This window comes from Elstera cyanobacteriorum (assembly GCF_002251735.1).
Classification (GTDB): domain Bacteria; phylum Pseudomonadota; class Alphaproteobacteria; order Elsterales; family Elsteraceae; genus Elstera; species Elstera cyanobacteriorum.
Map to the genome: position 1 here is coordinate 20582 of NZ_NOXS01000019.1, position 23281 is coordinate 43862.

Here is a 23281-nt window from a genome sequence, read left to right on the forward strand (position 1 = left end):
GTATCAAACTAGGATCGGGAGACCGGCGAGGTTAAGAAGCATACCGACGTAGCCTCTACATGCCCGCTCCTACCCCACTTTCAGCCGCAGCTCACTCGCCCCGCCGCCCGTTTTCACGACCTCAATCTGAACCGGAATTCGGTCTTTCATGGCCTGCACGTGACTGATCACGCCAATCATCCGTCCTTGAGCCTGGAGCCGCTCAAGCGCGTCAATCGCGAGATCAAGGCTATCGGCGTCTAATGAGCCAAAACCCTCGTCAATGAAAAGGGTACCGGCAATCGCGCCGTGGGTGCCCATGCCCGATAATGCCAGTGCGAGTGCCAACGAAATCAGGAAGCGCTCGCCGCCTGAGAGCGATCGGGTAGCGCGCCGCTCGTCCGCCATGTCGACATCGATCACATGGAGCGCTAGGTCGGATGGGGCGACTTCAAGCCTATATCGGGGCTTGAGGTCGCGAAGATGGACGTTGGCCCGCTCAACGAGCAAGCCCAAGGTTACCGCTTGCGCGATCTGGGCAAAGCGATCCCCATCCGCAGCCCCAATTGCCTGGTTTACCGCGAGCCATGTCTCCGAGACGCGGCGAGCCGCGTCGATTTCCCGTTGAAGATCGGCAAGGTTTGCTTGGGCCTGGGTGTCCGCTGATTGCCGCTGTAAAAGCCCGCCAATGTCTTCACTGCGCTTTCTGATCGATGCCTCAAGCGTTCCATGGCGGTTTTTCAGCTCATCGCGCGGGGTGGTTGGTAGCCCCGCTTTTTCAAGTGCTGTCAACGTATCCAGTCGCTCCTTGAGAGCGCCTTCAGCTTCCGCTTTATCGGTTTCGGCCCGCTTCGTCCGCTGCTGGCGCGGAATGACTTCATCATCTGTCGCAGACTGCAGTTCGATAACCCGCGGCTGGGAAAGACCGGCGGCAGCGCAGGCGCTGGTTAATGCGACCTCGGCGGCCTCAAGACGGGCTTTCGCCGCCGTAAGCGTTTCCACCGCAGCAATGCCTTGGCTCTCTAAACCGCTCAGCTTCGCCGTCTCTAGACTCAGCCTTTCCTGGGCCGTTTCAAAGGCAGTTTGAGAATCCTGCCGAGCTTTATTGTGGCGCGAGCGATGACTGTCGGTGGGTTCACCGCCGAGCAGCATTTTTCTCTGATTGACGATAGCCGTATGAGTAGCCTGCCGCACGTCGCGATCCCTAACGGCCTCGGCCAGCGCTTTCTCCTCGTTTGCGAGGTGGGCGGCGCAACGCGCAATTTCAGTTCCGAGTACGTCGAGGGTTTTCTGATCCGAAGCAATTTTATCTTTTGATTGTGTCAGCGCCTTGATCGTTTGGCGGAGTTCTTCGAGTCGGTCCAGGGCGGTGTGATCGAAAACCTCAACCGCCAAGCCCGCTTCCGCAAGAAGGGGGGCAACGCGGAGGTCAATCTGCGCAAGGCCGTTTTCCGCTTCGAGGATCCTATCCTTTAATGCGGTAAGGCGCGCTTCCGACTCCGCGACCCGATTTTCGATCTCCCGCAGCAGCCCTTGCAGCCGGGTGATCTCTCGTGTCTGCTCCTCTATGGCTTCACCTGCGCCGCGATGCTGCTTCTCGAGTTCTGTAAGCCTGTCCCGGTCTGCCTCAAGCTTCCGTCGCCATTCGGCCACGGTATTCATCAGGGCACCGAAAGCCTCCTCCGGGCTATCGATATCTTCGGGAACCCGGTCAGACAACGGCCCCTTGGCGAGGGTGTTGCGCGCGGCGTTAAACGCCCCCACGGCCTCGGATAGCCGCGCCTCCAAATCCCGAGCGATAAGGCTTTCTTGGGATATAGCAACCTCTGCCGCCATACGGTCCCGCTCAGCAGCCTGGGCTTGATCGAGAGCAGCGTCACGCGCTTTAACGGCGGCCTCGAACTTCTCGCGGAGGGTCCGCGCCAATTCGGCGAGGGCCGCGTTCTCCATGACAGGATGGTCTGTTGACCGGCAGACGGGGCATGGTTCGCCGGGGTGAAGGTGTTGTCTCAGGTGCGCGGCTTCGTGCGATATCGCAGCATCCGCTGCCGCGACGGGTTGTTTTAGAACCTCAATCTGCAGGTTGAGCTTTTCGGCTGCCGCCGTCGCCTGGGTCTTATCGAGGCCAGCGCGCGCGATTGATGCCTCTGCTTGGGTCAGCCGCGCTCTGCTGTGGGCCAAGGCCGTGCGCGCAGACCGGGCATCGGTACTCGCGTCACGAAGATGTCTCAGATCGCTTGTCGCTTGGGAGAGGCGATCGAGGCGGTCGGTCGGCGCGGCGTCGGCGAGGCTCGAGCGCTCAGGCGCGATCTGATCTTGATAGGCTTGAGCCGCTGCAATTTTTTCTTCGGCCACTCCGATGGCCGTTCTGGTATCCGTCTTTTGCTGAAGATCGCTCGCTATGGTTTGTGTGAGAAAAGCAAGCTCCTGCTGCCACGTTAGCTTATTGGTGGCAGCGTCTATCCTGCTTTGCAGACGGTCCTCAAGCAGTCCCCAGTTAGCCAAAAGCAGGTCGTGCCCCCGAACGCTCGCGAGCCGCGTTATCTCAGCGTCAATATTGGTTTGAAGGGTCTTTTTCCGGAAACCAAGATCATCACTTTCCCGCTTGGCGTCTGAGACGCCATGTGTGGTGACGTTTACCCGATCTTCGGCTTTTTGGACCTCAGCCATCGCCGTTGCGACTTGTCCATCGAGTGTTGTCGCCCTCGACCAATCCTCAGCAAAGCCCTTGAACACCGCTTCAGCGTCATTGCGCTTCAATAGGGCGGCGTCGGCCGCGGCCTTTGCTGCCGCTGCAATGTCCTTTTGCGCGGCGAGGTCGTTTGAAAGGGTGACTTGGGCCTGTGTGGCGCTGTTGACGGCCAAGGCCGCTGCGTCCCTCTCCTTCACCTCGCCGCGAATGGCGCGGGCGGCATCCCATTCGCGCAACCATGCTTGATCTGCGCTGCAAGCCTCCAGTTCTTGAGTTGCTGCCTGCAGGCGGGCTTCGGCCTTCGTCCAGTTTGCGCGGGCTTCTTCCAGGGCTAAATAAGTCTGAAGGTCGGCCGTAATCCCGCACATCTCAATATCTTCGGCCTTCTGGGTGGCCTGGAGAGTTGCGATCTCGTTGGCGAGCGCAATCCGCTCTTCCGGCGTCAGGAGGTGGTGTTCGCCGCGGCGGGCCTCCAATGTTTCAAGGGCTTGCTTTGCCACGGTATGGCGGGCATAGACCCGGCGCGAAATATCCCGGTAAACCTCGGTTCCTGTTACTTTTTCGAGGATTGCAGCGCGGTCAGCGGTTTTGGCGACGAGGAATGCATCAAAATCCCCCTGCGCGAGAAGAATGGTCCGGCGAAACTCGTCATAGGTCAGCCCGGTCAGCGCCTCGACACGCTCGTTAACGCTCGTGATCTGGCTTGCAAGGACCTGGTTATCGGAGGTGCGTTTGAGACTGCGCTCGGCGTTTTGCAGCTTCCCATCGCGCCGATCGCGCGCGCGCCGTACGGCCCATTCGGCTTCATAGGTCGCCCCGTCTACTCCCCGAAACCTGACCCGCGCGACGGCCCTCGCCGCCCCTCGGCGTAACACCGTTCGCGGGTCGGTCGTTCTGAGCTCTTGGCCCTCGACATCGGCGATGTTCTCCCGCGTACCGTCCCCAGACAATCGTGGGCATTGCCCGTAGAGGGCGAGGCATAGCGTATCCAGCAGGCTCGATTTACCGGCGCCCGTCTCGCCGGTGATCGCGAACAGGCCTGCGGTGGAAAGCGGTTGAATATCTAATTGAAGATGGAAGGGTTCAGCGAGGCTAGCGATGTTTTCGCCGCTGATCGACAGGATCTGCATGCTCTAACCCTCCCCGGCTACATCGCGGAAAGCTGCAAGATGATGGGCTTCTGGCGCGGCGCCATGACAGCTGAGGAAGGCTTTAACGAAGAGGTCTTCGGGCTGCGTTTCTTTTAGGGAAAGGGTGGGTGTTGCAGCGTGCGTTGTCTCGTATTCCACGGGCAGCGTTCGATGGATTCGAATCCCGGCGGTTCGGACGGGCGCGTCGCGCAGGAGAGCCTCGGCCTTGCCGATGATAACGGCAGGGACTTCCTTAGTCGCCGTGAGCTCAACATAAACGAGCGGTCTTAGCGAAGGGTCCGGGCTGTCAATGATGAGGGAGAGGGCTTTCTCAAGCTCTTCCAGGGTCATCGTTCCGGTCTCGGGGAGACGCAACACCTGTGCAGGCCAAGGGATTTCGCGATGGCGGCTGGTCACAGTCCGCCCCTGAATTTCAAGGATTGTGACCCCATGCTTATAACGAAGTTCCGATGCCGACATTGGAAAGCAGCTCCCTGAATAGCGCACCCTCCCGTCAGCAAGGCTTTGTGGCCGGTGCAAGTGGCCCAGGGCAACGTAATCCAAGCGTTCAGGAAAGATGTCGGGGGAAACCGCATGGGATCCGCCGATCAAGATACGGCGCTCGGCCCCCTCACTCTCAAGCCCGCCGGCACAATGGAGGTGTCCTGTTGCAATGAGGGGTAAGTCGCCAACGACATTGGTGACGGCGGCAACAAGGCCAGTGTGAAACTTCCGGGCGGCTTCCATGATGGTTAAACCATCGTCCGCTTCTGCAAACGCCACGCCCGGTAAGTCGGCGGCGCGCAGAAAGGGAATGGCTAGGACATAAAGCGCCGGATCCCCGTTGGTATCGGGAACGGGGATCAGATGGCTGTTGGCATCGGCTGTTGCGCCTGCCCGGCGGACCGTTCCGATCGCATGGATCCCGAAGCCTTGAAAAAGATCATTGGGCGCTTCTAGGCGGAGTGCCGGGTCGTGGTTCCCGCCCGATATCACGATGATGAGATCCGGTCGCCGCTGCCTGAATTCAGCGAGCGCCTTATAGAGTAGCTTCTGGCTTTCACCAGACGGGTTAGTGTTGTCAAAAACGTCCCCAGCGATGAGCAGGAGATCGATTTCCTCCTCGACGAGGATATCCGCAAGCTGCCCGAAAAATACTTGATGTTCGGCCTCACGAGACCAACCATTTAAAGTCTGACCGATATGCCAATCTGCAGTATGAAGCGCGCGCATTTATAAAAAAACTCCATAGAGGCAGTGTTTATTTCAATTGCGATACCAGGAAACGCCTTCGTTTAATGTTCTCAAAGCAGGAATTTCTTCCTGTCGCCAAGCGTGATTATGCAGTCGGGTTGCACTATTTCAAGAAGAAGGTTGCCTTCGTTCGTAGGTGCGACGGGGTATGGCGCTCCCGTTGATAGCGCGGCGACGGCGCAGGGTGGCGCTAATTAAGTCGGCTTACTTTAGCACATCCGCTAATTAAGCGAATGGCCGATTGCTTAATTAAGGCCGATGGCTCACTCTTGTCGCATGTCCGAACATGCTTCCAATCGTCGGCTTGGCCGCTTTATCGAAACGCCTGTCGCGGGTGAAACTGTGCGGGCCTTCGTGCCGCCCGCCCTGCCGCCTCATCCGCCTATCGATGTTTTGGCCCTCCTCGATCGGTTGGGGCAGGCCGAGCGTGCTCTCGGGCTGCTGGATGGTATCACCATGTTGCTGCCGCGCCAGGAACTGTTTCTCTATATGTATGTCAGGAAGGAAGCGGTCTTATCTTCCCAGATCGAAGGCACTCAATCGACCCTCTCGGATTTGCTGCGATTTGAAACCGAGGCGCAGGCTGGCCAGCCGATCGATGATATTCGCGAAGTATCGAATTACGTTGACGCCATGATGTACGGCCTCGATCGGCTGCAGGAGTTACCGCTATCGCTGCGTCTCATCCGCGAGATGCACGAGCGTTTGCTGCAGAGCGGGCGCGGCGGAACCAAAAGTCCCGGCGATTTTCGGCGATCCCAAAACTGGATTGGTGGGTCTCGCCCCGGCAATGCTCTCTTTGTCCCGCCGCCGCCGACAGAAATGGAGGCCTGCCTCGACGCTCTCGAGCGCTTTATGCACGAGGATGAGTCCCGTTTGCCTGCCTTAATTAAGGCGGGCCTTCTGCATGTTCAGTTTGAAACCATTCACCCCTTTCTCGATGGAAATGGCCGGATCGGACGATTGTTGGTGACGCTATATCTCTGCGTAAACGGCGTGTTGCATAAGCCCTTACTGTACCTGAGCCTCTATCTCAAAACGCATCGGAACGATTATTACCGGCTCCTCCAGGAGGTGCGTGAGCATGGCGCCTGGGAGGCCTGGCTCGAATTCTTCCTGACCGGCGTTGCCGAAACAGCAAATCAAGCGTTCGACGCCGCAAGCCGAATAGTTGATCTTTTCAAGGTCGACCGGGAGAGGATCACCATGGAGAGCGACCGAGCAGGCTCGGCCCTTCGACTACATGAGCTCTTTCAGCAAAACCCCTACCTCACGGCCAATCAGCTCGTCGAGAGGACGGGGCTCTCCCCTCCTACCGTCAACGCTGCGCTGGCTGATCTTGAGCGCTTATCGGTGTTGAAGGAGGTCACCGGTCGGAAGCGAGGGCGGGTCTTCAGCTACTGGCGCTATCTGGCGATCCTCAGCGAAGGCACGGATCCGTTGCCGCACACAGAGTGAGAAGTTGTGCTTTTAGGCGGTTAAGGCATTGATTTGCATTAAAGAAACTCCCTGAGCGAAATTTTTTACTGATCTTAGGGAAATAGTCTCTAACAAGTCTAGAAGCGGTAGGCGAGAACGAAGGTAATCCTGACTGCTGCCAACTAACCATTTGCGCCATGATTTGGCTAGTTAGTGTCCTACAAGATGGATGGTCGCCGGCCATTCGTAAAGGAGGCAGAAAACCTGGTCCCGAAGACTGGTACTGCCGGGGATCAGCCGCGCCAGAGCCGGCCCGTTCGCCCGCTAGAGGAATGGGAGGCGGGTCAGGAGAAACGAGCTCAACCTATGCCGTGCACTGTCAGCGAAGCAGGTTAGGAAATTAGACTTTAAGTTTTTGCATTCGTATGCAAGCCTGAGGCGATGACATTTCCTTTGGTGAGAGGTTAATCATGGGCCTCAGTATCCGTCTTAAACTCTTCACCACGCTTGGCGGCCTATCGCTACTAACGCTAGCGGGCAGTCTCCTTGCGATTGTGGCGTTGGAACGCGTCGGACGCGATTTTACCCGTCTTGGGGCAACGGGCGTTCCTGCGCTCATCCGCTCGGCGGATTTGAAGGCGGAATCCAATGGGATTGCTGCTCTTGCCCCCAGCCTTGCCCAGGCAGGAACGGTGATGGAGTTGGACAATGTTAGCCGCGCCCTGCTCGGCCGACTCACGCTGCTGACGGCCCTTGCCGAACAGCAAGATGCCACAGGAGAACTCCTAAGCCGGGTCAACGGCCTCAGCGAAGGCGTGCGTACCATAGCCGATCAGCGGAAAGGATTTTTGGAATCCCAGGCAGAGCTGACCTTTGCCGTTACGGGAATTTATCGCCTTTGGGAAGCCTTGGTCGCCCAAGAAGCCTTGCTTTCCTCTCAAATTCTCGATCGCCTAGCCGCACCCGTCGGGGTGAGCGACGCGGAGCGGGTGAACTTATTGGCGGCGCGTGCCACACTCGCGGGGCTGGCGGATGATCTCACTAAACTCGTGCGGGTTCTACGGCAGGTTGAGGCTCCGAGCAGCAATGCCGGCATCGTGGCAACCGCCCGCGGCGAAATCGCAAATTTGACGGCGTCGCTCACTCAACGCACGGCGGCACTCACCGGCGTTGAGGGCGCCAACCGCCTCGCAACCTTGACCCAACGATTGGAAAGGCTGGTTACAGCTGAGCGCAGCAGTGTTTTTTCCGGCCTCGAGAGACGGGCAAAGCACACGGGCGGAGCGGAGGATCGCGTCAGCGCGCTTCAACAGGATGCAATCGCCCTGTCCAGCGGGGCCGACCGCGCCGCCGTCGCCATCGCAGCGGAGGTCGAGCAGACGGCAGCCCAGACAACTGCTCGGATCGAAGATGCGTCTGCGACGCAAGCGGCGGGGGCTGTGATAAGCTTCCTCCTTTCGCTCGCCGTTGCTTGGTTGGTAGGACACCGTGCTATTACCCGCCGCCTGGGCCTGTTGGCGCAAGCGATGGATGCGGTGCGAAGCGGTGACCTCAATGTGACCATTCACGCCGACGGGCGCGACGAAATTTCGGATATGGCCCGCGCTTTGGAGGTGTTTCGCGCCAACGCAGTCCAAATGGAGCGCGTGCGCGCCGAGGCCGATGAAACCCGCCGTACCGCCGCCCGAAGCCAACAAGCGAGCCTTTTGGGCCTAGCCGATACGTTGGACGCTGACATCTCGGACATCGCCCATAAAGTTCGCTCGACCGCTGCCCATGCCCATGGCCTTGCGGAAGGGATGGTCCAGACCGTGGGCGAGACGGCAACCCAGACGCAGGCCATCGCTCAAGCCTCCAGCCAAGCCATGGCCCACGCTAACTCTGTCGCCGCGGCGGCGACGGAACTTTCGGCCTCGATTGCGGAAATCAGTGCGCAGGTGGGGCGCTCCGCCAGCGCGACCGAAGCCGCCGTGGGGGATGTGAAGGCCGCAACCGACCAAGTAGAGCGGCTCAATCACACGACCGCCCGGATCGGTGAAATCGCCCATTTGATTGATGGTATTGCCCGTCAAACCAATCTGCTGGCCCTGAATGCGACGATAGAAGCCGCGCGGGCCGGAGAGGTTGGGCGAGGCTTTGCGGTGGTAGCGGGTGAAGTCAAATCCCTTGCCGCTCAAACCACCCGCGCGACGGAAGAGATTGCCGGGCAACTGGCACAGATAACCACCGAGTCGCGCGATATGGCTGTTGCTATTAGCCATGTTGAAACCACCATCGCCCGGCTACAAACGATCGCGGCCGCCATCTCCGCCGCGATCGAACAGCAGGATGCCGCGACCGCCGAAATCGCCCGCAGTGCTGCCTTGGCGGCCCAATCGGCGGAAACTTCACGCGACCAAATTGCAGCGGTGGCGCTTAGCGTCGGCACGACGGGGCAGGCGGCGCAAACGGTCTTAGGGGCCGCCGAAAGCCTTGCCGATCAGGCGTAAGGGCTGGAAACGCGAGTAGACCATTTTCTGTCATCACTTCGGGCAGGGGCCACGCTGACTGATCATAAAGCGGCATGATTATCCTTGCATACGTAGTCAAAAGCTCGTAGCGTTTAGGAGTGGCTAAAACGGCGGTTAAGATTTTCCGCCCAAAGGGCACCGGGAAACGGTGCTGAGTTTTCTGAACAGGGACCCAGTCTGCCCCCTATGGGGGACTAACCGGAGACAGTTTCATGCACAGAGTTTCATTTTCCGCCCTCGTCTGCGGGGCGGCGCTTGGCCTTCTCACGATCAGCCCCGCCTGGGCGGAGTGCGGCTTTTCGGGCCGGACCGGCACCGTGAACGTGCTGGCCAATTCCTTCCCGGTGCTAGACCATATGGCCAGCGCCATGAAGGCTTGCGCCAAGGACGGTCTGACGGTGAACGTCAAGCTCACGTCCCAGCTCAAGGAAGAGGTGGAACAAGCGTTCAACTCTGGCGCCTCGCCTTTTGATCTGGCCCAGGTCGGCACCGGCTCCTTCACCACGTTGGCCGCCAACGGCAGTTTGCAGCCGATCACCGACCTCGTGCTGAAGTATAAGGCTAAATACGATATTCAGTATCCGATGCTGATCACCATCGGCAAAGAAGTCTACGGCATCGCCTTCCAGACCAATCTTCAGCATCTGTTTTACCGGAAAGATCTGCTGGAGCAGCATAAGATCCCCGTTCCGAAAACCTATGCCGAGGTTCTGGCCGCCGCCAAAAAGCTAAAGGAGGTGGGCGCGGTCGAAAACCCCTTCTCCGCCGCTTATAAACCCGGCTGGGACCTGGCCAATGAGTTCACCAATATTTATCTCTCCGAAGGCGGGAAATTCTTCGCCGATGGCTCCGCCGAGCCGAAATTCCAAAGTCCGGAAGCGTTGAAGACCTTAGCGACGATGAAAGATCTCGTAAGCTATATGTCGCCGAACGCTTTGGGTCTGGCCACGGGGGACGTGACCACCGCGTTCCAGCAAGGCACCACCGCCCTTGGGATTCTGTGGGCCACACGCGCCGCTGCGATGGATGACGCCAAGGTTTCGAAAGTCGCTGGTAAAGTCGGCTTTGCCGCCGCCCCCGCTGCCGATATCGGCGCCCCCGCAGCGACGACGCAGTTCTGGGATGCTTTCGTCATGCCGCGCAGCATGAAAGGCGACCGCGAAACCGCGTTCCTGCTGCTGATGGAGGCCACCAAGCTGGAGACGATGAAGGCCGCGCCCGACCTTGCCAATTGGCTGCGCCCGGGTATCTCGACCAGCGACTATGCCAAAGGCGTGCAAGAATCGGTGGCGGCGCAGGCCCCCGGCTTCCCGACCGAACCATACTTCTCTCTGGCGCTGGCCGCGCTCGGCCAACAGGTCGGCGATTATCTCGCCGGGCGTAAAACGGCCGAACAGGCCTTGGCCGAAGCAACCCGTGCCTATACTCAGTCGGCGAAGGAAAAGGGCTTCTTGAAATAGGCGTGGCGTAATCCTCCCTGACCCGCGTCTCCTGGGGAAGGCGGTTTCCCCTGCCGTCTTCCCCGCTTTCTCCTAAGCTCGAAGCGCTCCGCGCGGCGAGAAATACGGGATGCGCGCCATGCGCCTAAAAACTCTCCTCGGTTTCGTCTTGCCCTCGGTCGTGGCGATGGTCCTGCTCATCGCGGTGCCCTTGGTCGGCGTTATCGGCCTTAGTCTCTGGAATTCGTACACCAAGACGGAAATGGTGCGGATCGAACAGAACACACCGACGGGCACGATTGTCCGAACCCAGCCGCGCCCGGTGGTGGATGAAACCGGCAAGCCGGTGAAGGTGTGGGAATTCTATGGGCTTAAAAACTTTCTCTCGGTTCTCGATGTCGATGGAATAGAGCGGGCGTTTGCCACTGACCGTCGCATCAATCCCGTGACCGGTGCGCCGCAGTCCTGGCCTGATCGCTTCGCGGGCGTGTGGGGCGATATTGCCAATTTGCCGTTCTGGGGCGCGCTCAGTTTTACGCTGATCTACACAGCGATCACGACGCCCCTGATCTTGATTTTCGGTTTTCTCATTGCCCTTGGCGTCCACGCGGTGGTGAGACCGCTGAAAGGCCCGCTGATTTTCGCCTCCCTATTGCCCTTCGTCATTACCCCCGTTGTCGGGGCGCTATCAATCAAATGGCTGTTTCTCGACAACGCCGTGATTACCGTGGTGCTGCAATCTTTGGGTTTCGGGAAGATTTACTTTCTGCAAAATGCTTTCACCACGGGATTTCTGGTGATCCTTTACGGGCTGTGGCACGTGGTGCCCTTCGCTTTTATCGTCCTGTATGCGGGTTTACAGACCGTGCCGCTTGATTCGGTCGAGGCAGCGGTGGTCGATGGGGCGTCGCGCTGGCAAAGTGTGCGCTATGTGATCATGCCGCATTTGGCCCCATTGTTCAGTTTCATCACCCTCATTCATGTGATGGATGCCTATCGGGTATTCGAACCGATTTTGGTATTTTCTGCCGGGCAAGGCGCGAGTTCTTTGCAGTATCTCACTTATTATCTGCTGAACGGCGAGCAGAACTTTCATAAGGCGAGTGCTGCCGCGTTGCTGACGGTCGTGGGGATTCTGCTGCTGCTGATCCCGCTCATCCTCCGCACCTGGCGGACCCACCGGGAAGGAGCCTAATCATGGCACGCAAATCCAGCCGCTCCCTGGCCGGCTTGCTTACGGTCGGTCTCGGACTGTGGGTGATCCTCGCGGCTTTCCCGTTCCTGTGGATGGCGCTCATTTCGGTGCGCGTGCCGGTCGATGCCTTCTCCGTGCCGCCGCAACTTTTTGCGCCGTTCACGCTGGAGAATTATCACGAGCTTTGGGTTGTCGATCAATTTTACGTGAAGTTCTTCAACTCGGCGATTGTCACCCTGGGGGTACTTTGTGTCTCCCTTAGCATCGGCTGCCTCGCGGGCTATGCCCTGTCGCGCTACCAGGGCAATTTGGGGTTCTGGCTATTGATGGTGGCTTTGGTGTTCCGCGCCTTGCCCCATTCCACCTTGCTGCCCGGCTACCAGTTGGCTTTTGCCGAGCTTGGCGTTTGGAACCGATACGAGACGTTAATCATCGTTCTGGTCGCCATCAATCAACCTTTTACCATTTGGATGCTCCGCAGTTTCTTCGCCAATATTCCGAAGGATTTGGATGAAGCAGCCCTGGTGGATGGTTGTACGCGGGCGGGTGCGTTCTTCCGCGTCATTGTACCCGTAATGTGGCCGGGGATTGTAACGACCGGGTTGTTCTCCTTCCTGCTCGCTTACAATGATTTCCTGATTTCGTCGCAGTTAATGAATGCCGATAAGCAGACGATGACGGCTGCCTTGTCGGCCTATATCAATGCCGATGACGACGCCTATAAGCTGATGCAGGGCATCGCGGGTGCAGTCTCGGTCACTATTCCGCTGATTTTCCTTGTGCTGTTCTTCCAGCGTCAGCTCGTGTCCGGGTTGGTGCAAGGCGCGGTCAAGGGTTAAGGAGCGCCATGATGGCATCGATCCGCTTTTCCAATATTACGAAACGCTGGGGTTCTTTCGTGGGAGTGGATAATCTCTCGCTCGATATTGCCGACCGCGAGTTCATCGTGCTACTCGGTCCCTCCGGCTGCGGTAAGACCACCAGTATGCGGATGGTGGCGGGACTGGATGACCCCACTCTGGGGGATATTTTCATTGGTGACCGCCGTGTGAACGATTTGGAGCCGAAAGACCGCGATATTGCGATGGTCTTTCAATCCTATGGGCTCTACGCGCATCTGTCGGTTTATGAAAATATCCGCTTTCCGTTGAAAGTGCGCGGCATTCCCAATGCCGAGCATGACGCCAAAGTGCGCGCCGCTGCGGCGATGGTGGAGTTGACCGAGTTTCTGGAGCGCAAGCCGAAGGCGCTTTCGGGGGGGCAGCGTCAGCGCGTCGCCTTGGCACGGGCGATTGTGCGTCAGCCCAACTGCTTTTTGATGGACGAGCCGCTGTCGAACCTCGATGCGAAGCTACGCATTTCCATGCGCGCCGAAATCAAACATCTGCACCATCGGCTGAACGTCACCACCATCTACGTCACCCACGATCAAGTGGAGGCGATGACCCTGGCCGACCGGGTGGCCGTCATGGAAAAGGGTCGTATCCGGCAGCTCGGCACGCCGACCGATATTTACAACAACCCCGCCAATCTGTTCGTCGCCGGGTTTATCGGCTCGCCGCCGATGAATTTGATCGAGGGCGATATCATCGACGGCCAATTCCGTGCCGAGGGGGTGAGTGTGCCCTTACCGTTCGCCGGGTCCCGCACTGATGTTGTCCTAGGTATCCGCGCCGAAGATTTACGCCTTACCGACCCGATGTATGGGCATTTCCGGCAAAAGGTTTACTCGGTGGAGCTTTTGGGGGATGCGACGTTGGTCAGCCAGCGCATTGGCGCGCGCTTGATCACGGCGCGAGCCGACAAGGGCTTCCGGATCGAGATGGGTGCGACCTCTGCCTTCGAGGCGGTGCCCAGCGCCTATTATTTGTTCGACCGGGTGAGCGGTGATCGTATCGCCCTGCCTGCGTAAAGGAAAACTCGATGACCAGTTTTGATCCCGTCGCCGCGAAACGCACGATTGTTCATGGCTATGCCCAGCTTCTGGCGCGCGAGAACCGGAGGCGTGCCGCCATCGATCCTGCCGCTTTCGCACCGCTGTTTGATGCCGATATTCTTTGGCACGCCCAAGCCCCCACCGATGACGTGCAGGGCCTGACCGCGTTGCACCGCGACGTTTGGCAGCCTTTGCTGATAGCCGTGCCCGATCTGGAGCGGCGGGACGATTTAGTGCTGGCGGGCAGCTATCAGGGCCATGATTTCGTCTCGGCCAGTGGTCATTATCTCGGTACCTTCACGGCCGACTGGCTGGGAATTCCGGCGACCGGATCGCCCGTCTACATCCGTTTCGGCGAATTTTATCGCTTCGAGGGCGGGCGCGTGGTGGAAGCCTATATTCTGTGGGATCTGCTGGAAGTGATGCGTCAGGCGCGCTGCTATCCCCTTGCCCCGCAATTCGGCATCGCCGGCCCCACCCCCGGCCCCGCCAGCCGGGACGGTGTGATGCTGGCCCCCACCGATCCCGCCGAGGGAGCCGAAAGCCTGCGTTTCACCGAAACCATGTTCGCGGGCCTTGGCAGTTACGATGGCAAATCCCTCGCCTCGATGGGGATGGAGCGCTACTGGCATCCCGATATGATGTGGTACGGCCCAGCGGGCATCGGCACCACGCGCGGCATTACCGGCTTTCAGAGCTTCCACCAGGGGCCGTTCCTCAACGCCTTCCCCGACCGCAAGGGCGGCAACCATAAGGCCCGGTTCGGCGAGCGGCAGTATGTTTGCTCGACCGGCTGGCCCAGCGTGCGCGCCACGCATACCGGCAGCGGCGTCTTGGGTCTGTCGCCCATTGGCGAACCGATCACGATGCGCGTGATGGATTTTTGGCGGCGCGACGGAGAGTTGCTCGCCGAGAACTGGGTGTTCATCGACATGATCGATCTCGCGCGCCAAATGGGTGTGGACGTATTGGCCCGGATGAAGGTGCTGCTGCAGGGCAGCCGCAACCGCGCAGTCTAATTTTGGGGAGATGGCAGCATGGCACAGTGGCTTAAAACCGGGGCGCAAGCATCGATCCAGCAGCGCGCGGAATCGGACGCCAAAGTTCGGGCGACCGTTGAAGAGATCATCGCCGATATTCAGGCGCGCGGGGATGTGGCCGCGCGAGAGCTTTCGGCCAAGTTCGACGATTGGTCCCCGGCGCAGTTTCGCCTGACCGAACGGGAAATCGAAACGGCCCTGTCAAAAGTCAGCAAGCGCGATTTGACCGATATTGCCTTTGCGCAGGAGCAAGTACGGAACTTCGCCAAGGCCCAACGCGCTGCCCTTCAGGATGTCGAGGTGGAGACCCTTCCCGGCGTGATCCTTGGTCATAAGAATATCCCGATGAATGCCGTCGGGTGCTACGTGCCGGGCGGCAAATATCCCCTGGTGGCGAGCGCGCACATGAGCGTCGTCACCGCGAAGGTCGCCGGGGTAAAACGGATTGTGGCGGCCGCCCCGCCGTTCAAGGGAGGGCCGCATCCGGCGATTGTCGCGGCGATGCATATGGGCGGGGCCGATGAAATTCTCGTGCTGGGCGGTGTGCAGGCCGTCGCTGCAATGGCGATCGGGACCGAAAGCATCGCCCCGGTCGATATGCTGGTTGGCCCCGGCAACGCTTTTGTTGCGGAAGCGAAACGGCAATTGTTCGGGCGGGTCGGCATCGATCTGTTCGCTGGTCCGACCGAAACCATGATTATCGCCGACGACACCTGCGATGCCGAACTCTGCGCGACCGACCTATTGGGTCAGGCCGAACACGGCCCCAACTCCCCTGCCGTGCTGATCACCACCTCCGAAAAACTGGCGCGGGCAACGATAGCCGAGGTCGAACGGCTGCTGACCATTCTGCCCACCGCCGATATCGCCGCCCTGGCGTGGCGTGACTATGGCGAGGTGATTCTTTGCGACTCGGTGGATGAAATGGTGCGCGAAGCCGATCGGATTGCGTCCGAGCACGTGCAGGTCATGACGGCAGACCCGGACTATTTCCTAAAGCATATGACCAATTACGGCGCGCTGTTCCTGGGGCCGCGCACCAATGTTGCTTTCGGCGATAAAGTGATCGGCACCAATCACACTTTGCCGACGCGCGGCGCGGCGCGCTACACGGGGGGGCTGTGGGTCGGTAAATTCCTGAAAACCTGTACCTATCAACGGGTGCTGACCGATAGCGCCAGCGCGCTGATCGGCGAATATTGCTCGCGTCTGTGCATGCTCGAAGGGTTTGCCGGTCACGCCGAACAAGCGAATGTCCGTGTGCGGCGCTATGGCGGCCGCAATATTCCCTATGCCACGGCGGCTGAATAAGGAAACGCTTTGATGATCGCTTTGCCCCAAACCCCCTCCTTCCGTCTGGATGGCCGCCGCGCGCTCGTAACTGGGGCGGGGCGGGGGCTTGGGTTGGCGATTGCAGCGGCATTGGCGGAAGCCGGGGCTTTTGTGACCTTGGTGGCGCGCACTGAAATCGAGATCGCGGCCGCGGCCGCAGCCCTGACCGCGCGCGGGGACCAGGCCGAGAGCTTGACGCTCGATGTGGGCGACAGCGCCGCAGTGGCAGCGGCCCTCGCGGCGCGACCCGCTTATGATATTCTGGTCAATAATGCGGGCACCAACCGCCCAAAGCCCATCGGCGAGGTCACGGCAGAGGATTACCGAGCCGTGATGGACTTGAACGTCGAAGCTGCTTTTCGCCTTACTCAAAGCGTGACCGGACGGTTGCGGGCAGAGGGGAAAGGCGGCACCATCATCAGCATTTCTTCGCAAATGGGCCATGTGGGGGCGGTCAACCGGGCGCTTTACTGTGCCTCGAAACATGCGATTGAGGGCATGACCAAGGCGCTCGCCGTTGAACTCGGTCCGTATGGGATTCGGGTAAACAGCATTGCCCCGACCTTCTTCGAGACGCCGTTGACCCGACCTTATTTCGACGATCCCGTCTTCAAAGCCTCGGTCTTGAGCAAGATCAAACTGGGCCGCCTTGGTCAACTGGAAGACATTATGGGGGCGGTCGTGTTTCTGGCCTCGGATGCCGCCGCGATGATTACCGGTACGTCGCTTCTGGTCGACGGCGGATGGACGGCGGAATGACGGTAAAACGGCCCGATAGCCCGAAGCGCCGGGTAACCTCGACCGATGTGGCGGCTCTTGCCAACGTGTCGCAATCGGCAGTATCCCGCGTTTTCGCTCATCACCCCAGTGTGTCTGACAAGATGCGCCGGGCGGTGTTGGAGGCGGCGCGCACCCTGGGGTATCGCCCCAATGCAATCGCCCGCTCGCTCATAACTCAACGCTCGCGCATCATCGGCGTGGCAATGGCCTATCTCGACAATCAATTCTACCCGGAAGTGCTGCAAAGCTTGTCGCGCGCGCTCCAAGCCTATGGTTATCAGATTCTCCTGTTCACGGCCGATGAAACGGGGGCGGCCGATCCAATGCTGGAGCAAGTGCTGTCTTACCAAGTCGATGCGCTGTTGCTCGCTTCCGTCTCGCTCTCGTCCCATATCGCCGAAGAATGCGAGTTGGCGGGCATCCCTGTGATTATGTTCAATCGCACCAGTTCCACCCCGGGGGCAGCGAGTGTCACAGGCGATAATTTTGCGGGCGGGCGGCAGGTAGCGGAATTCCTAGTGGCGGGCGGGCACCAGCGCTTCGCCTATATTGCCGGCGCTGCAGAAAGCTCTACCAACCGCGACCGGGAAGCAGGATTTTGCGCAGGCCTTGCCGCCCTGGGGATGGCGCAACCGATGCGGGTTCCCGGTCAATATGATTGGCAGAGCGCCCAGGCCGGCACGCGGCTGCTGCTAGGGCGCCCTACCCGCCCCGACGCGATTTTCGCGGCCAGCGATCTGATGGCGATTGCCTGCCTCGAGGTTGCCCGCACCGAATTCGGCCTGTCGGTTCCCCATGATCTGTCGATTGTCGGGTTTGACGACGTGGGTGTGGCGCGCTGGCCAAGTTATCAACTCACTTCTTTTGCCCAGCCGGTGGAAGCGATGGTCAGTGCTGCCGTTACGCTGATTCTGGAGCGGCTGGAAAGTCTTGCCGCCCCGCCGCGCCCCATTGTGATTCCCGGGCGCCTGATCGTGCGCCAAACCACCCGCCATCCCGCCCAGGGGCTTGTTGTCGAAGATGGGGAACGGGTGTGGCGCACGCCGTCTGAAACGACCGAGGGACCATGACACAGCCTAACGATCTGATGCAGGGGTTCGACCCGGCCTTCCGCGACCCCGCCCATTATATTCTCGATATCACGCAGCGGATCTGGGAAGGGCGCGGGCTGCCGTTGATTCGCGATTGGTATGCGCGTGACTGCCCGGTTCGCACCCCGCTGTCGGAAACCCGCGACGTCGACACCGTCATCACCGGCACGGCGGCTACCTTGGCGGCTTTCCCGGATCGGGAACTCCTGGCGGAGGATATAATTCTCGCCTCTCGGTCGCCGGGGTTCTACTCCTCGCATCGCATTTTTTCGCCTATGACCCATATGGGCGCTGGCAGCTTCGGCCCTCCGACCGGGCGCAGCCTGCGGGTTCGCACGATTGCCGACTGCCTCTGCCGCGATAATCGTATCGTCGAAGAATGGTTGGTACGCGACCAAGGCGCGATCGCCCGTCAGATCGGGCTTGATCTGCCGACCCTCGCCCTCAGCCTTCTCCGCCCTGGTCCCGATGGCGGTGCCCCCGGGCCGGATGCGTTGATCGCCCGTTGGACGGAGCCGGGGGAACCGATCCAGGTTGGCGATGTCAGCCTGCTCGCAGTGCTGCTGGAGGCGCTCGTTCGACTGTGGCAGGACGGGGATTTCCAGCAGATCGTGCGCCTCTATGACCGTGCTGCCAGCGTTTACGCGCCGGGTGGGGAAGAATGGGTTGGTTATCGCGCCATTGAGGTGGGCTGGTTGAGTTGGTTAGCGGCGCTGCCGCTTGGACGCTTTCGCCTGCATCACTTAATCTGCCGCACCGATTCAGGGCAACCACTGCGGGCCGCGTTGCGCTGGTCATATCACGCCGCCCACAGGGGCAGTGGCCGCTTCGGCTCCGCGAGCCAGCGGCCGATTGTGCTGCTCGGCCTCACCCACTGGGAGGTGATTGACGGCCGGGTACGGCGCGACTGGACGTTGATCGACGAGCTTTCGGTTTATGCTCAAATTCTCGCGCCTCACAGCGCGGGCTAAGGAGGCGCCCATGTTGCGCGATATCGAGTTTCTCGACCTCTCCCCCACCGCGATGGCGCAGCGTTTGGTGCGCTATGCCGATCTGGTCCCCTGTAGCAACGCCTTTGTCGATACCCGCACCCCTGGGTCCGACGCCAAGGAGAATTTCACCATTATCGGACCAGGCGTCGCAGAAAATCCCGACCAATTCGTGCATATCCGCGAACCGCACGGATTTAATATCGGCGGGGCACGACAGCCGGAAAACTGCATCAACTCCCAGCATAGTCACGAGACGGCAGAGGTCTTTGTCGTCCATACGGGACGTTGGCGGCTGATTTTCGGCCCCAACCGCGAGGATGGCACATTGGACATCGGCCCCGGCGATGTGGTGTCGGTGCCGACGCGAATGTTTCGCGGTTTTAAGAAGATCGATGCGGGGACCGGATTTCTTTGGGTCGTGCTGGGCGGCGACGATCCGGGCCGCGTGCGCTGGGCACCGGAGGTCTTCGAGTTGGCTGAGCGCTACGGCCTGAAACTACTGAAATCAGGCCTGTTGTTTGACATGACTAGCGGCACTCGCCCCCCAGTCGAGGCCGAGTTCGAAACTCCGCCCGCCGCCGACGAAGTTGCTGCGCTTGCGACCCCACCGCGCGCGCGACTGCTGGAGTGCTATCTTCCTGCTGCGGCGGTTCAGTCGAACCCCGCCTCGCTTCTCACGGGCAACGGGGTGGACGAATGCGGAGTGATCGGGCCGCGGGCGAGCGGCGACGGGTTCGCGCCGGGCCCGATTGTCGGTTGGTGGCACCATGGTTTCACGCTGCGGCGGCTCGACCTAATTCCCGGCGGTGCCACCCCCTGGCATCGCCGCGCCGAGGCGGAGGTTCTGTTCGTGCAATCGGGCAGTCTCGAGGTGGCGTGGCCCAATGGGACCCTGACGCTGGCGGCGGGCGATACGCTAACCCTGCCCGTCGGCCTTACCCGGCGCTTTGCCTCGCCCGCCGAAACCACGCAGGTGTTCATCGTGCGGGGCGGTGATGCGCCGGCTGCCGCCGAGCGGATCGCCGGATGAGCGACCGCGAACCGCTGCTACTGTTGTCTGGTCAACTGTGCACGGCGGATATTTGGGTACCGCAGCGCAGCGCGCTCGCGCGCGTTGCCGACTGCCGCGTCGGCGACTTGACCCAGGACGCGACGATTGAAGGTCTCGCGGGGCGTTTGCTCGAAACTATGCCCTGGCCCTCTTTCTCCGTTGCTGGACACTCGATGGGCGGGATCGTGGCAATGGAAATGGTCCGGCAGGCGCCCCACCGCGTGCGGCGGCTGGCCCTGATCGGTACCAATCACCGCGCGGAAACCCCGGAGCGGCGCGCGCTGCGCCAACCGCAGATCGATGAAGCGCGGGAAATAGGCATCGGTCCTTATGCTCGGGCCAAACTGATACCGCCTTATGGCGCCAAAGATCGCCCGCCGTCCGCCGCCACTACGGAATTGGTCGTATCCATGGCAGAAAGCCTGGGCCATGCGGTCTTCCACCGCCAGTCGATAGCGCTGCGGGACCGGCTCGATCAAACCCAAACCCTGGCGGCATTCACCGGGCCTGTACTGTTACTCTGTGGCTCAGAGGACCAACTCTGCCCGATCAGCCGCCATACAGATATGGCGCAGTTGCTGCCGCAAGCAACCCTGCGCGTAATCCCTGGCGCAGGACATCTTCCGACATTGGAAGCCCCTGATGCCGTTGCCGAAGCGCTGATCGCCTGGCTCGCCCAACCGATTGCCCCCGTTTTAGGAGAGTGTGATGATCCCGCCTAATTTGCTGGCCCGCTTGCGCGCGACTGATACGCCTACTGTGTGTAATGCGCTGGAACTGCTGCTCGGCGGTCGCCGGGCGACGGGGTTCACCAAGTTTCCGGTCGTAGCAGCCGATCCTGGATTGCCGTCGATGGTCGGCTATGCTCGTTGCGTGAAAATTCGCGCGGCCTCCCCACCCACCGAGCCGCCAGAAACCGTGCTGGCACGTCGGATGGCCTATTATGAGTATGTCGCGGGCGGCCCGACCCCGTCTCTCGTCGTGATCGAAGATACCGACTGGCCGCACTGCGTCGGCGCGTTTTGGGGCGAGTTGCATGTGGCGGTTCACAAAGGGTTGGGCCTCGGCGGCACGCTGACCAACGGGCTGCTGCGTGACTTGGGGCAACTCGATCCCGGTTATCAGGTGATCGCGGGTGCAATCGGTCCAAGCCATGCCTTTGTTCACGTCACCGATCTCGATGTACCGGTCGCACTGTTCGGTCTGCAAATTGCACCTGGGGATTTGGTCCATGCCGACCGCCACGGCGCAACGGTTATCCCGGCAACTGTTTTGGCGGGGCTGAACGATGCCATCGATACAGTCATCGCCAAGGAAAAAATCATCCTCGATGTGGCCCGCGCCCCCGGGTTTACAGTGGAGGTGCTGAAAGAGGCTTGGGGCCGCATGCTGGTAACATGAGAATTAATTATGGCGCCGCACAAGAAATGGCATCGATACTGCCCCGGTGGGCCTTAGGATAGCACAATACGCTACGAAACAGCGTCATATTATGAAAATCCAGAAAGACAATCTATCGCTGCCGGATGTACGGTATCGTTGGCGTTGAGGCGGAGTCAGGATGTAAGCTTTAATCTTATGACGAATACACTCTCATTTACAGCCAACGCTGATACGATTCCGAGCCTTGTCGTGGAGGCTTTGAATGAGTGGCATACTTTTCCGGCTGAGCGTTGAGCAGTTTTTACGGCTCGTGCCGCATTTCCTGTAGGACAAACGGGGAATAGCATGGGTGGATGACCGCTGGGTGATTAGCGGTATCATTTATGTGTTGAGGCGAGGTATCATTGGCTAAGTCTGCAGTCGATTTATGGTCCGCGCGAGACGCTCTATAATCGCTTCGTCCGCTGGGGTGACAAAGGCATCTGGCAGGGGATTTTTCAGGTGTTTTCCTCGGCGGGCGGGCCGCAGGCGGAAGTGTTGATCGACAGTTCCGCGGTGAAAGCGCACCGCTGTGCTGCGGGCGGAAATGGGGGGAACGGGCGCAGGCGATTGGTCGCTCGCAGGATGGTCCGCCAGTGAAAATCCATGCGCTGACCGACGCTTTTTTGTCGCCCCATCGCTATCCCACTGACTGGCGGTCTGGTCACTGATTGCACTGCCGTCGACACTCTGCTAAACGCCCTGCTGGAACCGTGCTTTTACATCGGGTTGAAGGCTATAACATCAAAGCCGTTCGCCGAAAAATCGAGTGCAAGGGGACGGCTTCAAACATCCCGCCAAAGCCAAGCGGCGCTAGAAAAATTGCTTCTCGCCAGCCCTTTACCGCAATGCTATTGAGCGGACGTTCTGGCGCCTCAAAGCTTTGCGCCGTCTGCATTAGCGCACTCTCTAGTCATTGGTTCTGAGTCAGAAGCCTAATCTGCGGCGAGGATGTTGCGGCCGGCAGTCTTGTGGAAATCGGTACAACCAATGTCGCGCTAGAACCTTACGTCTTCATCACCCGCCGCGACCGCTGGGACGAACCGGCTTTGGTCCGCTTTCGCCGGTGGCTGTTGGCGGAAATCCACCTGGAGACCCAGCCGCGCCCATCAAGAACGACCGCATAAAATAGCCGTCAGCCCAAGCCTATCGTTGGCGCGGCAGGGGCCAGGCGGTTGGTGATTTGACTTCCTTTAGGGTAAACGTCGTCTGCATAAATTTAATGCCCGGCAAACGCCGAATAACCGTCATGGCAAAGTCTGCGTAAGTATCCAGATCCTGGGCAACAACCTGTAANACCTGGAGACCCAGCCGCGCCCATCAAGAACGACCGCATAAAATAGCCGTCAGCCCAAGCCTATCGTTGGCGCGGCAGGGGCCAGGCGGTTGGTGATTTGACTTCCTTTAGGGTAAACGTCGTCTGCATAAATTTAATGCCCGGCAAACGCCGAATAACCGTCATGGCAAAGTCTGCGTAAGTATCCAGATCCTGGGCAACAACCTGTAACAGAAAGTCGGATCGACCAGCCACGCTCCAGCACGCAATGATTTCGGGAAGCGCCGCAACTGCCCTTTCAAAGGCACGCGCCTCTTCCTCGCTATGGTCGTCAATGGATACATTCACGAAGACCAGCACGCCCCACCCTAAGGAACGCCGCCCCAGAACGGCCCGATACCCCTCGATAACGCCCTCCTCCTCCAGGCGTTTTACCCGCCGCCAACAGGGCGAGGTTGATAAATTAACGATCTCGGAGAGCGCGGCCGTCGTCTGGCGGGCATCCTCCTGCAGGGCCGCGAGCAGTTTTAGGTCTGTCGCATCTAAGGAAACTGAAGGCATATCATACCTCACATAAACATTTTGAGGAAATTATATACCCTAAATCAGCCACGTCTTGGGAAAGATAGAAAAAAACCTCCCATTCCCTTCCCCTATCATGGGGGCTGTTTCCAACGATCATCGAAGGCTGTCTCGTCAGATGGTCACCTCGAATTACCGTGCGTTTTGCCGTAGCGAGAGAA

General features: G+C 59.8%; 19 protein-coding genes. 15 read left to right on the forward strand and 4 right to left on the reverse strand.

Features of this window, described 5'->3' with window-relative positions:
* Positions 1-69 precede the first annotated feature (69 nt).
* Entirely contained in the window at positions 70-3801 is a 3732-nt protein-coding gene (locus CHR90_RS00940; protein WP_094406799.1) for an AAA family ATPase, read from the reverse strand.
* Between the two features lie 3 nt (positions 3802-3804).
* Positions 3805-5034 (reverse strand): exonuclease SbcCD subunit D C-terminal domain-containing protein, encoded by a 1230-nt coding sequence (locus tag CHR90_RS00945; RefSeq protein ID WP_094406801.1) that lies wholly within the window; start codon positions 5032-5034, stop codon positions 3805-3807.
* 297 nt (positions 5035-5331) lie between these two features.
* On the opposite strand from CHR90_RS00945, the gene CHR90_RS00950 reads away from it, so the two are divergent.
* From CHR90_RS00950 to CHR90_RS19370, 15 genes are all read left to right on the forward strand, one after another.
* Positions 5332-6513 (forward strand): Fic family protein, encoded by a 1182-nt coding sequence (locus tag CHR90_RS00950; protein WP_094406803.1) that lies wholly within the window; start codon positions 5332-5334, stop codon positions 6511-6513.
* 431 nt (positions 6514-6944) lie between these two features.
* Positions 6945-8963: a methyl-accepting chemotaxis protein gene (locus CHR90_RS00955; protein WP_094406805.1), complete on the forward strand. Its 2019-nt coding sequence runs from the start codon at positions 6945-6947 to the stop codon at positions 8961-8963.
* 233 nt (positions 8964-9196) lie between these two features.
* A complete protein-coding gene (locus tag CHR90_RS00960) occupies positions 9197-10444 on the forward strand; it encodes an ABC transporter substrate-binding protein (RefSeq protein WP_094406807.1) in 1248 nt (415 codons plus the stop codon).
* A 118-nt stretch (positions 10445-10562) separates the two neighbouring features.
* The gene (locus CHR90_RS00965; protein WP_170941243.1) at positions 10563-11618 is read left to right on the forward strand and encodes a carbohydrate ABC transporter permease; all 1056 of its coding nucleotides are present in this window, start codon (positions 10563-10565) and stop codon (positions 11616-11618) included.
* Between the two features lie 2 nt (positions 11619-11620).
* Positions 11621-12457 carry a carbohydrate ABC transporter permease gene (locus CHR90_RS00970; protein ID WP_094406811.1) on the forward strand — a complete coding sequence of 279 codons (837 nt, stop codon included), beginning with the start codon at positions 11621-11623 and terminating at the stop codon, positions 12455-12457.
* A gap of 8 nt (positions 12458-12465) precedes the next feature.
* Positions 12466-13530, forward strand: a complete 1065-nt coding sequence (locus tag CHR90_RS00975; RefSeq protein ID WP_276526794.1) for an ABC transporter ATP-binding protein — start codon at positions 12466-12468, stop codon at positions 13528-13530.
* An 11-nt stretch (positions 13531-13541) separates the two neighbouring features.
* The gene (locus tag CHR90_RS00980) at positions 13542-14573 is read left to right on the forward strand and encodes an ester cyclase (RefSeq protein ID WP_094406813.1); all 1032 of its coding nucleotides are present in this window, start codon (positions 13542-13544) and stop codon (positions 14571-14573) included.
* An 18-nt stretch (positions 14574-14591) separates the two neighbouring features.
* Positions 14592-15905, forward strand: a complete 1314-nt coding sequence (gene hisD, locus CHR90_RS00985) for a histidinol dehydrogenase (RefSeq protein WP_094406815.1) — start codon at positions 14592-14594, stop codon at positions 15903-15905.
* 12 nt (positions 15906-15917) lie between these two features.
* The gene (locus tag CHR90_RS00990) at positions 15918-16685 is read left to right on the forward strand and encodes an SDR family NAD(P)-dependent oxidoreductase (RefSeq protein ID WP_094406817.1); all 768 of its coding nucleotides are present in this window, start codon (positions 15918-15920) and stop codon (positions 16683-16685) included.
* Entirely contained in the window at positions 16682-17776 is a 1095-nt protein-coding gene (locus tag CHR90_RS00995; RefSeq protein ID WP_094406829.1) for a LacI family DNA-binding transcriptional regulator, read from the forward strand. Before CHR90_RS00990 ends, CHR90_RS00995 begins: the two co-directional genes overlap by 4 nt.
* On the forward strand, positions 17773-18768 hold the full coding sequence (locus CHR90_RS01000) for a nuclear transport factor 2 family protein (RefSeq protein WP_094406819.1): 996 nt from the start codon (positions 17773-17775) through the stop codon (positions 18766-18768). Before CHR90_RS00995 ends, CHR90_RS01000 begins: the two co-directional genes overlap by 4 nt.
* A gap of 10 nt (positions 18769-18778) precedes the next feature.
* Positions 18779-19819 (forward strand): cupin domain-containing protein, encoded by a 1041-nt coding sequence (locus CHR90_RS01005; RefSeq protein WP_094406821.1) that lies wholly within the window; start codon positions 18779-18781, stop codon positions 19817-19819.
* A complete protein-coding gene (locus CHR90_RS01010; protein WP_094406823.1) occupies positions 19816-20562 on the forward strand; it encodes an alpha/beta fold hydrolase in 747 nt (248 codons plus the stop codon). Before CHR90_RS01005 ends, CHR90_RS01010 begins: the two co-directional genes overlap by 4 nt.
* Positions 20549-21241, forward strand: a complete 693-nt coding sequence (locus CHR90_RS01015; protein ID WP_212668580.1) for an RraA family protein — start codon at positions 20549-20551, stop codon at positions 21239-21241. The genes CHR90_RS01010 and CHR90_RS01015 overlap by 14 nt, the downstream gene beginning before the upstream one ends.
* A gap of 992 nt (positions 21242-22233) precedes the next feature.
* Positions 22234-22389: a hypothetical protein gene (locus CHR90_RS19370; RefSeq protein WP_170941244.1), complete on the forward strand. Its 156-nt coding sequence runs from the start codon at positions 22234-22236 to the stop codon at positions 22387-22389.
* Positions 22390-22408: 19 nt separating this feature from the next.
* Here the strand turns inward: CHR90_RS19370 and CHR90_RS19890 are convergent, their stop codons facing one another.
* Both CHR90_RS19890 and CHR90_RS01025 read right to left on the reverse strand, forming a co-directional pair.
* On the reverse strand, positions 22409-22573 hold the full coding sequence (locus CHR90_RS19890; RefSeq protein ID WP_141210836.1) for an Lrp/AsnC ligand binding domain-containing protein: 165 nt from the start codon (positions 22571-22573) through the stop codon (positions 22409-22411).
* A 46-nt stretch (positions 22574-22619) separates the two neighbouring features.
* Positions 22620-23099 carry an Lrp/AsnC family transcriptional regulator gene (locus tag CHR90_RS01025; protein ID WP_094406825.1) on the reverse strand — a complete coding sequence of 160 codons (480 nt, stop codon included), beginning with the start codon at positions 23097-23099 and terminating at the stop codon, positions 22620-22622.
* Positions 23100-23281: the final 182 nt, after the last annotated feature.